The following is a 13,577-nucleotide window of genomic DNA, read 5'->3' as shown; positions in this document are numbered from 1 at the left end:
CGGCCGACTGCGAAGAGAGAGATCGTTAAATTACGCCGGCCCTTTTCCAGCATAGATACCGCGTCACCAACTCGGCCCCCAATTCTTGGGGCCGGGCTTCCAGCAACGGAACGCCATGAGCACCCAACCGCTCATGGAGCTCCGCCCGGGCATTCAAATAATCCACCGTCCCGCAATACGACAACGCCTCCGGCAAGGTTTGCACCGGCGCATGCCGCAGATTATCGAGCAAGTCTTCGCGCAAACTCGCTACCAATACCCGATGTTGCTTGCTCAGGCGTTTCACGGCGGTCAGCAGTTCTTCATCGTCTTCATCGCGCAGGTTGGTGACCAGCACCACCAGCGCCCGGCGTTTCTGTCGGGCCAGCAACTGAGTGGCGGCCGCCTGGTAATCGGCGGGGCGTTGGGTACTGTCCAGGTCGTAGACGCTGTTGAGCAATACGTTCAGTTGGCCAGTGCCTTTGACCGGGGCCAGGTAGTGCGCACGGTCGCTGGCGAAAGTACTCAGGCCGACCGCATCGCCCTGGCGCAGGGCGATGTAGCTGAGCAACAGGCAGGCATTGAGTGCGTGATCGAAATGCGCGAGATCGCCGTCCTGGCTGCGCATGCGTCGACCGCAGTCGAGCATGAAGATGATCTGCTGGTCACGCTCGTCTTGATACTCACGGGCAATGGGTGTGCGTTGACGGGCGGTGGCTTTCCAGTCGATCTGGCGCAGGCTGTCGCCTTCACGAAATTCGCGCAGTTGATGAAACTCCAGACCCAACCCGCGACGTTGCCGCTGGCGCACGCCGAGCTGGCTGATCCAGTTGTCCACCGCCAGCAACTGGCCGCCGTAGAGGCGAGCGAAGTCAGGGTAGACGCGGGTGCTGTCGATCACGTTCAGCAGGCGTTTGTCGGACCACAAGCCCAACGGGCTCGGCAAGTTGATTTCGCAGTGTTCGAAGCTGAAGTGGCCGCGTTTGAGCGGGCGCAGCCGATAGCCAATCTGGCTCTGCAGACCGGGTTGCAGTTCGACGGACAGGGGCAGGTTTTCGAAACTCAGTCCCGGTGGCACATGGTCGAAAAGCTGCACGTTCAGCGGTTGAGCGAACGCATGTTCAACGTCCAGCCGCACTTCACTCCACCGACCCAACGCCAGGCTGCCGGGCATGTGTCGGCGCAGGCGCGGTGAGGGCAGGCGTTTGAGGCGAAGGGCGTCGAATATCGCCAAGGCCAGCAGCGCTAACAGTAATCCCCAGTTGATCGATAAAAGGCTCGATGGAATCGGGATGTCCAGTGCCCGCAAAGTGCCCAGCACGATGCCGATGGCCAACAGCATTGCTAGCCAGATCAGCAATAGGCGCGTGGGTTTCATCGGCGCATACCTTTTGTGGCAAAAGAGCTTTTTGTGGCGAGGGAGCTTGCTCCCGCTCGACTGCGCAGCAGTCGTAAAACAGGTGGTTGCGGTTTGCCTGACATTGCGCGTCGCCTGGTCTTGGGGCTGCTTCGCAACCCAGCGGGAGCAAGCTCCCTCGCCACAGGGGTGGTCTGTATGACCGTGTTCACAGGCGCGGTGCCGGTACTTGATCGAGCAATTGCTTGAGCACCTGATCGACATCCAGCCCTTCGATGTCCAGCTCCGGCGCGATCCGCACGCGATGACGCAACACCGCCAGGGCGCAGCCTTTGATGTCATCCGGCATCACGAACTCGCCGCCGCGCAGCAAGGCACGGGCCCGGGCGCAGCGCACCAGTGCGATGGACGCCCGAGGGCCGGCGCCGAGGATCAAGCCGGGCCAGGTGCGGGTGGTGCGGGCCAGACGTATGGCGTAATCAAGCACTTGATCGTCCAGCGGCAGATCGCTGGCAATGCGCTGCAAGGCCAGTACGTCCTTGGCTTGTAACACGGTGCGCAACGGTTGCACATCGAGCATGTCGGCCCGGGTCGAGCGGCTGACCTGGCGCACCATGTTCAATTCCTGCTCGGCATCGGGGTAGTCCATGCGCACCTTGAGCATGAAGCGGTCGAGTTCGGCCTCCGGCAGCGGGTAAGTGCCTTCCTGTTCGATGGGGTTTTGCGTGGCGAGCACCATGAACGGTTGCGCGATGGGCAGGGCGCGGCCTTCGAGAGTGACCTGGCGTTCCTGCATGGCTTCGAGCAATGCCGCCTGAGTCTTGGCCGGGGCGCGGTTGATCTCGTCGGCCAGCAGCAGATTGGTAAACAGCGGACCTTTGCGCAGTTTGAATTGCTCGGTTTGCAAGTCGTACACCGCGTGCCCGGTGACGTCGCTGGGCATCAGGTCCGGGGTGAACTGGATGCGCGCGAATTCACCGCCGAAACAACGCGCCAAGGCTCGCACCAGCAAAGTTTTGCCCAAGCCAGGAACACCTTCGAGCAGCACATGGCCGCCGGCGATCAGGGCGGTAAGCACATCGTCAATCACCGTATTCTGGCCGATCACGGCTTTTTGCAATTCCGTCCTGACCGCTTGAGCCAACTGACTGGCGCGCTGGCGTTGCTGGGCCACGTGGGTCTGTGTGCCGGGCTCGATCTGTTCACTCATAAGGCGTTCCTCAAGGTTTGCAGGTGGGCGACCTGACGGCTGAATTCAGCGCTGGGCAGCCGCTGCTTCGGTCGCGGGCTCATGGCCTGGCTGATGGCGCGTGTGGGTTGGCCAGTCAGGCGTGCGAGCACCAGCCATTGTTCGGCAACGCCGAGTTGTTCAAAACCGGGATGACGGTGACGGACACGCCGCAGGATGTCTTGTTGCAAGGCTTGCAACAGGCTGTGCTGACCGTTGTGACGGAGCATGAAACCGGCGCTGGCACGCAGGTGATCCTGAAGCTGGCGGCGGGCTCTCGTGGCCGGCTCCAGCAACGGGCCGTTGCGCACGCCAACATGCCAGAACCCGAAAACGATCAAGGCGATCAGGGCCACCAAGGCTTGTGGAAAGTAGCGCCACAGCAAGGTCAGCAAGCTGTCGTGATCGGTATTGAACAGCAGCGTCACGTCTGTGTCGGCCGTCAGGTACCACAGCAGCCAGGCGTTGTCGTACTGGTCGATGGCCGGGGTTTTCCAGAGGTCGGCGTCGGTGACCACGGTGATTGAACCCTGCCCGTGACTCAGCTGCATCATGTGCGTGGCCTTGCCGCTGTTGGCCCAGGCCTGGGCAAGGTTTTTCGGGTCATCCAGGTGGAACGCGGTATCGAAGCTGAAGTAGGCCGGCGCCTCTTCGTTTTCCAGATAGAGCTTGGTCAGTTTGGGGTAAGGGTCGTCGACAGGATCGGGTGGCGGTTCCTTGAGGTCTTTGCTCAGGGATTGGTGCAGTTGCACCCGGTCGAGCAGCAGGTCATTGCTCTGACCGGTCTTTTCATCCCACAGGGCTTCGGCGACGAATAAAAGACGTCCACCGGCCCGGGTCCAGTTCAACACCTGATTCACCTGTCGCGGCGACATGTTCGACCGATCACCGAGCAACAACAAACTGCGCTGATGAGGCTCGAGCGTCGGCAAGATGTCGAGGCTGTTGGCATGGCTGACGGTCAGGCCCTGTTTGCGCAGAAAATGCTCGGCCGCCAGATAGGGGTTGGCTTGGGCTTCGGGGGATGGGCCGTGATCGATTTCTGCTGGATAGGGTGTGGCTTTCAGGTACAGATAAACACTCAGCGTACACACTAGCAGGGCGATGAACGCACCGACTGAAAGCCACAAGCGCCGGTTCAACGGACCGCTCCCGGGCCGAACAGCGCGCGCCAGCCATCACAGAGTTCCTGTTGCAAATGCGCGGGGGGCAATCGATGCCCGTACGCCATGTTTTGCCAGTGCCCGGTGAGGTTTTTACTGAAGGCCAGCAAGGCCGGTTGTTGCAGTTGTTCGACGCGTTGAAGAACTTCGCCTTCGGTGTCGGCGGGTTTGAGCGTCATGTTGAAGTCATGCAGCAAGTGGCTGAGCAGGGCGCGATAGAGCAACCCCAGGGCTTCACGGGGATTGCTCTGCCAGAGGCTTTCGGCGCTGGCGGCGATATCGGCGGGCAGGGTTTCGCGGTTGAGCTCCAAACCGAAAGCCTGTTGCGGTAACGGCCGCGCGACTTTGCGGTTTAACGTCGGCCGACGGCTGACGAACGCCTGCAACCAATCGCGGTAACGCCAGATCAACAGCCCAATGGCGCCGATCACTGTGCCCCACAGCAACACTTCGATCAGGTTGGCCAATACGCCAAAGCGTTGGCTGTCCAGCAAGCTGAACAACGCCTTCAGCCAGGCGGGCGTTTGACCATTGTCCGCAGTGTCGGGGGCGGTTTTGTCTTCGCCAAAGCGATAGCGCGTTACCGTTTCCTTATTCTTGAAGGGGGGCTGATCGAGGATGGCCTTGATGCTGTCCCGGGACGCCTGGCTGGTCAGTGGCTGGTCCAGCAGACGCGCAGAGTCCGGTGAAATATCCGGTTCGGCGGCCCAGACGCTTTGCGCCGTCGGCACCAGCAGGATCGCGGCCAGCAGCAGCGTGACAACCGCGCTGGTCAAGCGTTGGCGCAATCGGCGAAAGACCAGCTCGATATCCCAGGCTTCCAGCCTCGTGCGCCGGTTCAGATAAAGGCTGAAACCGCAGGCCACATAAATCGGTTCCCAGACAATCAGCACCAGAACGTAAAAGGTATTGGTCAGGTGCTCCAGCCAGCGCCAGTCTTGTGTGGCGGCGGTAATCAAGGTCTGCCAACCCCAGTCGAGTTCAATCTGTTGCGGCAAGAGCATGTAGAACAGCACCATCAAGCCGATCCACAGCGCGGTTTCCAGATGCACGCCGATGATCGTCAGCCACTGGGCGGCGCCCGCGTTGCGCTGCAGCAACACGCGCAAACGTTGTTGGCGTGCTTCGCCTCCCAGGCCTTCGAGTTGCACCACCGGCATCAGAAAACTGCGGCTCAGGCTCAGGCGACGCCAGGTCAGACTGGCCAGCAATTGCGGCCTGAGCAGACGCGGCCATTGGCGCAGAGCCTGTTTCAGCGTGGGGGTTTCGCCGAACATGGCTTTGGACAGGATGTACAACGGCAGCCGGTCGAACGCCGGTTTGAGCCACCAGAACAGGAACACGGCGAGTGAGGGTGAATCCCACAGCAGCAAGGTGAGCAGGGCGAAGATCGGCAAGGTCACGATCGCCCAACTGGTCATCAACAGGCGTCGATGGCGCTGACTCAGCAGCACCCCAAGATCCATGGCTTCCCAGGTCGTGCGCGGGCGGATCACCACACTGGCATCACTCAGGCGCATGGCGAGTCCGTCCGGCAAACAGCAGATAAGTCGCCACCAACAACCAGAGCGCCGCACCGACCAGGTATTTGGTCAGCGGCGTGAGCCCGGTCCGCGACGACCAGTAGGCTTCGATAAACGCCGCAATCAGCAGAAACAGCATGACCCCGCAAATCAGCAACACGCTCTTGCGCGCCGCCAGTCGCAGGGCTTCGGCGCGGGGTAAACGTCCCGGCGCGATCAAGGCCCAGCCCAGTTGCAGGCCTGCTGCGCCAGCCAGGGCAATGGCACTCAGTTCGAAGGCGCCATGGCCGATCACGAACGACCAGAAGGTTTGCCCGTAGCCGATGTGCGTCAGGTGCCCGGCCACACCACCAATCATCAACCCGTTGAAGAACAGGAAAAACGTGCTGCCCAGGCCAAACAGCAAACCACTGGCGAAGGTCTGAAAGGCGATGCCGATGTTGTGCATGATGTAGTAACCGAACATCACCCAGTTTTCACTGGACGCCCGTTCGGCCGAACGTCCCAAATGACCGGCGACGGGGTCGTACATGCTTTGCATCTCGCTGACCTGCTCGGCGGGGATCAGGTTGTAGACCAGCTCCGGGAACAGATACACCAACAATGCGAAGCCGATCAGGCTGCCAAAAAACATCAGGCTGGCGGCAAGGACGAAACGCCACTGCTCACGCACCAGTCGTGGGAAATCGGCAAGGATGAAACTCAACACGTTGGCACCGAGTCGACTGCGATGCCGATAAAGCTGTTGATGCCCGCGCAGGACCTGTTGCTGCAATAAGTCGATCAGGAAACTGCTATAGCCGCGCTCCTGAGCCAGGGCCAGGTGTTGGCAGATCCGTCGATAATCGCTGGGGAAACTGGCGACTCCAGAGGCGTCGTTGCCACGTTCCAGCCGTTCAAGCATGAGTGCAAACTGCTCCCATTCGGTACTGTGGCGACTTTCGAACAGGTTTTGCTTCATGTGGGGCCCAACAGTCCACGGGCGATGCCGTTGAGTTCGGCCCTCGCCTGTGGCGCAGATACCCGTAACGGTTGCGCGAGTATCGCGGCGAGCTCGTTGGCCCGTGCCTCGGAGAGCTCGCCTTGGCGTTCGGCAAACCCGAGGATGGCGCGTTGCTCGGTCAGCGTCAGCGCGAAGGCTGCGCGCTGCGGTGGGACATCAGGCAGTTGGGGGCGGGTGAGCGGTTGTTCGCGGTAGATCACCAGCGTACCGGCAGCCAGGTCGCCGAGGCGTTTGAAGGTGGGATGTTGCAGGCAGCTGATCGCCCCGAGAAAGTAACCAAACGGCAACATGTCGACGAATCGCAACAGGTTGCGAAGCAAGGACGCGGACCAGCCGATCGGCGTGCCATCGTCATGCACTACGCGCAACCCCATCCATTGCTTGCCCGGCGAGCGGCCCTGATTGAGCACCTCGAACAGCACCATGTACCACCAGCTCACCACGAACAGCAGAATCGAACCCAGCCCGGCGCCAAGTTTTCCAAGAAACGCCAACACCATAAACAGCAGGCCCAGCATCACCCCGCGCAAGCCCAGGTCGATGGCGAATGCCAGCGCACGGACCATCAACCCGGCCGGGCGCAGCGGCAAGTCGATGCCTTCGGGCGTTTCGACGTGATACCGCGTGTCCAGTGGCCGGGCCAGCGTCGCTTTCCCTGGCAGTGCTGTGGTGTCGAGCATGGGCAACCTTGATGTGGCCTGGTCCGGATTCGATCTCCGTTCGATGCTAGCAGCCTCTTGGGGGAAAACGACATAACTATGTATTGCACGGTGCGTGGTCAGAGATGATTGAATGACAAGATTCTGGTCGGGGCGGTATATGTGCGCCTAGACTTCGCCGGTCTTCAGTTCAGGAACAACCCGTGACCTCGATCTTCTGGTACGACTATGAAACCACTGGCATCAACCCCCGTTGCGACCGCCCGCTGCAAGTGGCGGGGATTCGCACCGACTTCGATCTCAATGAAATAGACGAACCGGTCAACCTTTATTGCCAGCCCAGCGACGACATCCTGCCTCATCCGGCGGCTTGCGCGATCACCGGTATTACGCCCGCGCGTCTGGCCGAGCAAGGTTTGAGCGAAGCCGATTTCATGACACGGGTGCATGCCCAGCTCGCTGCGCCCGGCACTTGTGGGGCCGGGTACAACACGTTGCGTTTCGACGACGAGATGACCCGTTACAGCCTGTATCGAAACTTTTTCGACCCCTACGCACGGGAGTGGCAGGGCGGCAACAGTCGCTGGGACCTGATCGATGTGGTGCGGGCGGCTTATGCCTTGCGTCCCGATGGCCTCGTCTGGCCCAGGGACGACGAAGGGCGAGTCACGCTCAAACTCGAACGTCTGACCGCGGCCAATGGCATCGATCACGGGCATGCACACGAGGCGTTGTCGGATGTTCGCGCCACCATCGCCCTGGCGCGTCTGATTCGGGAAAAACAGCCGAAGTTGTATGACTGGCTGTTTCAATTGCGCGGCAAACAAAAGGTCATGGATCAAATTAGGCTGTTGCAGCCGATGGTGCATATTTCCGGGCGCTTTTCGGCGGCCCGCAACTATGTGGGTGTGGTGCTGCCGTTGGCCTGGCATCCCCGCAATCGCAACGCGCTGATTGTCTGTGACCTGCACCTGGACCCTCAGGGGTTGCTCGATCTGGATGCCGAAACCTTGCGTCAGCGGCTTTATACCCGCCGCGATGATTTGGCCGAAGGTGAACTGCCGGTGCCGCTCAAGCTCATACACATCAACAAGTGCCCGGTAGTGGCGCCCTTATCGGTACTTCGTCCTGTAGATCAGCAACGTCTGGAGCTGGACATGGCGCTTTATCAGGAGCGCGCGCTGCGGCTTAGTGACGCACAACAAGTTTGGCGAGATAAAGTGTTGGGGGTTTACAGCAGCGACGATTTCTCTCCGAGCCTGGACCCCGAGCAACAGTTATACGACGGTTTTATTGGTGATCGGGACCGGCGTCTATGCGAGCAAGTCAGAGCTGCCGACCCAGCGCAATTAGCACAAGAACTGTGGCCTTTCGATGATGAGCGTTTGCCAGAATTATTGTTTCGTTATCGCGCACGCAACTTCCCCGATACGTTGAGTTTCGAAGAGCAAGAGCGCTGGCGAATATTCTGTCAGAAACGTTTGTCTGCACCTGAGTGGGGCGCACCCAATACCCTTGAAAGTTTTCTGACAGCTACCGCCCAATTGATGATTAGTGCTACATCGTTTCAGCGAGAGGTTCTGGATGAATGGCAGAATCATGTCCAGGTATTACGCAAACGTTTGAGTCTTTGAAAACGAAAATAATCTGCGCTTGAATTCCAGGCATAAAAAAACGCCAGCATTTGCTGGCGTTCTTTTGAGTCGCGATCAGGCTGCGACACGCTTGCGGCTTAGCCCAGCAGGGTAGCCCAGCCTTCAACCACGTCACCGCCCCACTTGGCTTTCCACTCTTTCAGAGTCTTGTGGTTGCCACCTTTGGTTTCGATGACTTCGCCGTTGTGCGGGTTTTTGTATTGTTTAACTTTGCGAGCACGTTTGGTGCCGGTAGTTTTTACTGCGCCGCCACGTGGTGCCTTGGTTTTGGACTCTGGATCCAAAAGCGCGATGATGTCACGCAGGGATTTGGAGTATTCGCCCATCAGGGTACGCAGTTTGCCTTCGAATTCCAGCTCGGTTTGCAGTTTGTCGTCTTGGGACAGATTCTTCAAACGGGCTTGCAGCTCTTTGATAGCTTCTTCGGTGGCGCGATATTCGTTGATCAAGGACATGAGGACTACCTTATGTTGGGCGCTGGATGGCAGGGTGACAGTGCGACAATAATAGTCAGGGTGTTTCATCAAGTAAACATTTAACCGGAGTTTTATTTAAATTAGTTGCGGAATAGGACGCACATTGGAGGAACAGTTAAATAGCGTCACAAATATTCACAGTTGACCTCTTGAAGATTGCCCGCAAGAACACCATCGCGTGGGTCAGCCTGGTGCTTGCAGAACCTGTACCGGCCCTGCGGGCAAAGCCATACGTCATCAATACTGCAGTTTTGCTGCGCAATCGCTAGAATGGCCGCCTTTGCGAAGTTCTGGAGTTTGACCCTCATGCGCACTTTTCGGCTGGTGATTGCTTGCCCGGACCGCGTCGGCATCGTTGCTAAAGTCAGTAACTTTCTGGCGTCACATAACGGCTGGATCACTGAAGCGAGCCATCACTCGGATAATCTCAGTGGCTGGTTCTTCATGCGTCACGAAATTCGTGCCGATTCGTTGCCTTTCGGCATCGAAGCTTTTCGCGAAGCGTTTGCACCGATTGCCGAAGAGTTCTCGATGGACTGGCGCATCACCGACACCGAGCAGAAGAAACGCGTGGTGTTGATGGCCAGCCGTGAATCCCACTGCCTGGCCGACTTGCTGCACCGCTGGCACAGCGATGAACTGGACTGTGAAATCGCCTGCGTGATTTCCAACCATGATGATTTGCGCAGCATGGTCGAGTGGCACGGCATTCCTTACTACCATGTCCCGGTCAACCCACAGAACAAGGAGCCGGCCTTCGCCGAAGTCTCGCGCCTGGTCAAACAGCACGAGGCCGAAGTGGTGGTCCTTGCCCGTTACATGCAGATTCTGCCGCCTGAGTTGTGCAGCGAATATGCCCATAAGGTCATCAATATTCATCACAGCTTCTTGCCGTCGTTTGTCGGCGCCAAGCCGTATCACCAGGCTTCGATGCGCGGTGTGAAGTTGATCGGCGCCACATGCCACTACGTAACCGAAGAGCTGGACGCTGGTCCGATCATCGAGCAAGACGTAGTGCGCGTGAGTCACAGCGACAGTATTGAAGACATGGTGCGTTTCGGCCGTGACGTCGAGAAAATGGTGCTGGCCCGTGGTCTGCGTTATCACCTGGAAGACCGGGTGTTAGTGCATGGCAATAAAACTGTCGTGTTCTGATGGTCTGCGGATCGTTCCCACGCAGAGCGTGGGAACGATCCAGGTAAAAAGAGAACTTAGCCATGGCCGACCCACTGGACAAAGCCACTTCCAAGGCACCCGCCACATTGGGTGAGGGCTGTTTGAGTCGCTATGACCCGGATGACCTGAGCGCCGAAGACGGCACGGAGTTTCCCGGTGCTGCTGAGTTGTGGGAGCAGTTGCAGGACGACTCTGACGATGCAGTCGGAGGTGCCTGACTGTGGCGAGGGAGCTTGCTCCCGTTGGACTGCGAAGCAGTCCCCTCTTTTTGGGGATAAGGGGGCCGCTTCGCAGCCCAGCGGGAGCAAGCTCCCTCGCCACAGTGTGGAGCCTGCGATCTTTTAAGCCTGCTTGAACTTCATCAACTTCTTGAGCAATGGCCGCCCAAGCATCAGCAAAAACACCGGGCCACCGACCACCAGATAGAAGTAATAGGTCACTGTTCGCCAGATCAGAATCGCCGCCGCGGCGGTGGATTTTCCGACCATGGGCGCCAGCAGCGCCGCCGATGTCAGTTCCGCCGCCCCGGCACCGCCCGGCAACAGGCTGAACTGCCCGGCACTCAGCGACAGCATCTGGATCAGAAAGCACCAGGCCCACTGCAAGTCCACGCCCAGCCCACGCAATGCCAGATACAGCACGCTATAGCGCAAGAGCCAATGCAGGCAGGTCAGTACAAACACCGTGATCAACGTCTGAAAGGGCAACTTCAGTGTGTCAGTGAACGCCGCCAGAAAATGCAGTAGCTTTCGCGCCCAGCGCATCCGGGTGGTGCCTTTGACATTGAGACGAGCGAGCAACCGACCACCCAGACGAATCAGCGAGCGGTGGTAGCGAGCCGCCAATACGCAACTGAACAAGCCGCCGAACATCGAGATGGCGCTGACGGTCAGCAGCCATTCCATGCGCTGGCTGAGGTGCTGGAACAGTGCATAAATCAGAATCGCGCTCAGCGCGCAGAGAAAAAACAGCAGATCGCTCAACTGGTCCATGGCGAACACGGCGCTGCCCCTGGCCGGCCGCACGCCGTGGCGTGCCAGCAACGCCATGATGGTCAGCGGTCCGCCACTGCCGCCGGGGGTGGCGCAGTAGGCGAATTCGGCGGACATCACCACTCCGAGACTTTTGAAGCGACTGACCTTGTCTCGCTGATCCCCCAGCAGCAGGCGCAAGCGCTGGGTGTTGAGCATCCAGCAGAGCAGGATCATGCCGAACATGATCAGCAACCATTTCAGCGGAAAGCTTTGCAACCGCGACCATGTCTCTCCGCCACCCAGCAACGACGGGATCAGCACCGCAGCGAGCAGGGCGATGACCAGCAGAATCCCGCGGCTCATGCGACGCGACCGATGGGGTCACGTTGCTGTGTCAGCCAGTTGGCCTTGGTCATCGGAACACGACCCTCGTCGAGCAAGCGCTTGAGGGTTTGCAGCCAGTAGTGACGCGAGAATTCATGGCGCATGTCCACGGGGTGCAGGCCGAGACGAATCACTGGCGCCTGGCGCCAGCGTTGTTCACGCTGATCGCTGACGATTTTCGACAGACCCCGACGCCAGGCGCTACGCGCGCTCCAGACCAGGCACGGGGCATCGATCGCAGTGAAATCCGGCAAACGATACAGATGCTGCGAGTCGCTGGTGTAGCGCAGCGGTACCTGGCGCAAGGCTTGGCGGGTACCTTCGCTCATCAACCAGGCCGGAGCGACGAAACCTTGCAGTGGCCAGTTGTAACGGTGGAACACCTCGATTCCGGCACGCAGGCGGGTGAGGGCGGTTTCCTGTGACAGGTCGTAGAACTCACCTTCATGGGTGTAGATACGGCGCATGAACCAGTCTCTGGGAGTGATAGGGATTGGTCCTTCATCGCAATGGAAGTAACCGTGCAGTGCCAGTTCGTCGCCGCGAGCGACGCGGCGGGTCAGCAAACGTCGAAACGCCGGATACGCGTCCAGGTCGTTATGCTTGTGGAAATCGGGCACCACCAGCCAGGTGATCGGCACCTCACCCAGTGCGTCGACGGCTTCGACGAAGGCTTGGTAATCGGGCCAGGTTTGCGGCGCAACGTCGTGCAATACCAGTAACAGGCTGGGCGCGTTCATGGGCTCAACCATTGGCGGTCAGTGGCCATTGAGTGCCGAGTACGGCGTGATAGTGCCCCAACAGGCTGTCGACCACTATATCCCAGGCGTAATGCTGCTCGACATGGCTGCGGGCTTGTTTGCCCAGCGCGGCGCTGCCCTGACTGAATAGTTCGCGCACCGCGTTGGCCATCGCCGCTGGATTATTCGGCGCGCACAGCAGGCCGCATTGATCGGTGACAATTTCCTGGAAAGCCCCGGCCGCCACGGCCACCACCGGAATGCCGCTGGCCATGGCTTCGAGGACCACCAGGCCAAAGGTTTCCTGATCACCGGCATGCACCAGCGCATCGGCACTGGCCATCAAGCGCGCGACTTGCGCCGCCGGGTAGAACTTATCGAGGACGGTGACATTGCGCGGTACCAGGGTCGGCATCGACGAGCCCACCAGTAACAAGTGATAGCGACGTCCCAGGCGTTTCATGCATTTGAGCAGCACTGGCAGGTTTTTTTCCTTGGATCCACGGCCGGCGAAGATTAGCAGATGAGTGTTTTCATCGATGCCCAATTCGGACCGTAAACCTGGATCCCGTTTACTGGGGTTGAACGTTTGCAGATCGACGCCCAGCGGTTGTACGAAAACGTTCTTCACGCCCAACCCGATCAGTTTATCGGCCATGATTTGACTCGGCGCCAGAACCCGGTCGAAGTTGCCATAAAGTTTGCTGACATAAGCTTCGATATTGGGAGTAACCCAATTGCCCATGCGATTGCTGACCAGCAGCGGCAGGTCCGAATGATAAAAGCCGATCACCGGCACATCGAGTTGCCGCTTGGCGTCCAATGCAGCCCAAGCGGTCAGGTAGGGGTCGCCGACTTCAATCAGATCGGGCTGTAAATCCTGCAGAACATTGCGCCACGGCGCGAGACGGAGGGGGAAGCGATAACCCTTGCCAAAGGGCAGGGCCGGGGCCGGAACCGTGTAAATGCCATCCTGTTCACTTAAATGTGCCCCAGGGATCAGCAAGCTGTGACGAATACCTGGCTTGTTGCCCAAGCGGCGGTGTTTGGCATCCAGATAAGTGCGCACGCCACCGCTGGCTGGGGCGTAGAACATGGTTATGTCAGCGATATGCACGATGAACATTCCTCCGGGACCGTCGTTCTCCCTTTGGTTGACCTATATGAAGGATAGATGTTCGGTTGGGGTTTTGCGGCGAGGGGTGTCAGCGGGGTTTTGCGGGGCTTTACAGATCGCCATCGCGGGCAAGCTCCGCTCCC

13 protein-coding genes are annotated in these 13,577 nt (G+C 59.3%); 3 read left to right on the top strand and 10 right to left on the bottom strand.

Translation table 11 applies throughout. From position 1 onward, the window contains the following. Nucleotides 1-25: 25 nt before the first annotated feature. The 6 genes from AB3226_RS08155 to AB3226_RS08130 all read right to left on the bottom strand — a co-directional run bounded on the left by AB3226_RS08155 (nucleotide 26) and on the right by AB3226_RS08130 (nucleotide 6,933). Nucleotides 26-1,357 carry a DUF58 domain-containing protein gene (locus AB3226_RS08155; protein ID WP_367372699.1) on the bottom strand — a complete coding sequence of 444 codons (1,332 nt, stop codon included), beginning with the start codon at nucleotides 1,355-1,357 and terminating at the stop codon, nucleotides 26-28. 187 nt (nucleotides 1,358-1,544) lie between these two features. Then, on the bottom strand, nucleotides 1,545-2,546 hold the full coding sequence (locus AB3226_RS08150; protein ID WP_367372698.1) for an AAA family ATPase: 1,002 nt from the start codon (nucleotides 2,544-2,546) through the stop codon (nucleotides 1,545-1,547). After that, nucleotides 2,543-3,706, bottom strand: a complete 1,164-nt coding sequence (locus AB3226_RS08145; protein ID WP_367372697.1) for a DUF4350 domain-containing protein — start codon at nucleotides 3,704-3,706, stop codon at nucleotides 2,543-2,545. The genes AB3226_RS08150 and AB3226_RS08145 overlap by 4 nt, the downstream gene beginning before the upstream one ends. Continuing rightward, nucleotides 3,703-5,247 carry a DUF4129 domain-containing protein gene (locus AB3226_RS08140; protein ID WP_367372696.1) on the bottom strand — a complete coding sequence of 515 codons (1,545 nt, stop codon included), beginning with the start codon at nucleotides 5,245-5,247 and terminating at the stop codon, nucleotides 3,703-3,705. The genes AB3226_RS08145 and AB3226_RS08140 overlap by 4 nt, the downstream gene beginning before the upstream one ends. Further along, nucleotides 5,234-6,211: a stage II sporulation protein M gene (locus AB3226_RS08135; protein WP_367372695.1), complete on the bottom strand. Its 978-nt coding sequence runs from the start codon at nucleotides 6,209-6,211 to the stop codon at nucleotides 5,234-5,236. The genes AB3226_RS08140 and AB3226_RS08135 overlap by 14 nt, the downstream gene beginning before the upstream one ends. Further along, nucleotides 6,208-6,933, bottom strand: a complete 726-nt coding sequence (locus tag AB3226_RS08130; protein WP_367372694.1) for an RDD family protein — start codon at nucleotides 6,931-6,933, stop codon at nucleotides 6,208-6,210. Before AB3226_RS08130 ends, AB3226_RS08135 begins: the two co-directional genes overlap by 4 nt. A 182-nt stretch (nucleotides 6,934-7,115) precedes the next feature. Between AB3226_RS08130 and sbcB the strand changes: the two genes are divergently transcribed. After that, a complete protein-coding gene (sbcB, locus tag AB3226_RS08125) occupies nucleotides 7,116-8,546 on the top strand; it encodes an exodeoxyribonuclease I (protein ID WP_367372693.1) in 1,431 nt (476 codons plus the stop codon). Nucleotides 8,547-8,644: 98 nt separating this feature from the next. On the opposite strand, the gene mvaT is transcribed toward sbcB, so the two are convergent. Continuing rightward, nucleotides 8,645-9,022, bottom strand: coding sequence for a histone-like nucleoid-structuring protein MvaT (gene mvaT / locus AB3226_RS08120; protein ID WP_007933316.1), 378 nt, complete (start codon nucleotides 9,020-9,022; stop codon nucleotides 8,645-8,647). Nucleotides 9,023-9,349: 327 nt separating this feature from the next. Here mvaT and purU point away from each other — a divergent pair, with 327 nt between their 5' ends. Both purU and AB3226_RS08110 read left to right on the top strand, forming a co-directional pair. Further along, complete coding sequence (purU, locus tag AB3226_RS08115) at nucleotides 9,350-10,198, top strand: formyltetrahydrofolate deformylase (protein ID WP_007903852.1); 849 nt, start codon at nucleotides 9,350-9,352, stop codon at nucleotides 10,196-10,198. Between the two features lie 62 nt (nucleotides 10,199-10,260). Continuing rightward, nucleotides 10,261-10,437, top strand: coding sequence for a hypothetical protein (locus AB3226_RS08110; RefSeq protein WP_367372692.1), 177 nt, complete (start codon nucleotides 10,261-10,263; stop codon nucleotides 10,435-10,437). A gap of 123 nt (nucleotides 10,438-10,560) precedes the next feature. Here AB3226_RS08110 and AB3226_RS08105 read toward each other — a convergent pair whose 3' ends face one another. From AB3226_RS08105 to AB3226_RS08095, 3 genes are read right to left on the bottom strand one after another with little or no spacing between them, the layout of a single operon-like run. Beyond that, a complete protein-coding gene (locus AB3226_RS08105; RefSeq protein ID WP_367372691.1) occupies nucleotides 10,561-11,556 on the bottom strand; it encodes a YbhN family protein in 996 nt (331 codons plus the stop codon). After that, the gene (locus AB3226_RS08100) at nucleotides 11,553-12,329 is read right to left on the bottom strand and encodes a DUF2334 domain-containing protein (RefSeq protein WP_367372690.1); all 777 of its coding nucleotides are present in this window, start codon (nucleotides 12,327-12,329) and stop codon (nucleotides 11,553-11,555) included. The genes AB3226_RS08105 and AB3226_RS08100 overlap by 4 nt, the downstream gene beginning before the upstream one ends. Then, complete coding sequence (locus AB3226_RS08095) at nucleotides 12,322-13,443, bottom strand: glycosyltransferase family 4 protein (RefSeq protein WP_367372689.1); 1,122 nt, start codon at nucleotides 13,441-13,443, stop codon at nucleotides 12,322-12,324. Before AB3226_RS08095 ends, AB3226_RS08100 begins: the two co-directional genes overlap by 8 nt. Between the last annotated feature and the right edge of the window lie 134 nt (nucleotides 13,444-13,577).

Source organism: Pseudomonas lini (assembly GCF_964063345.1).
Lineage (GTDB): Bacteria > Pseudomonadota > Gammaproteobacteria > Pseudomonadales > Pseudomonadaceae > Aquipseudomonas > Aquipseudomonas lini_B.
The sequence above is the reverse complement of the archived record's forward strand: the minus strand, read 5'-3'. Positions and strand labels throughout refer to the sequence as shown.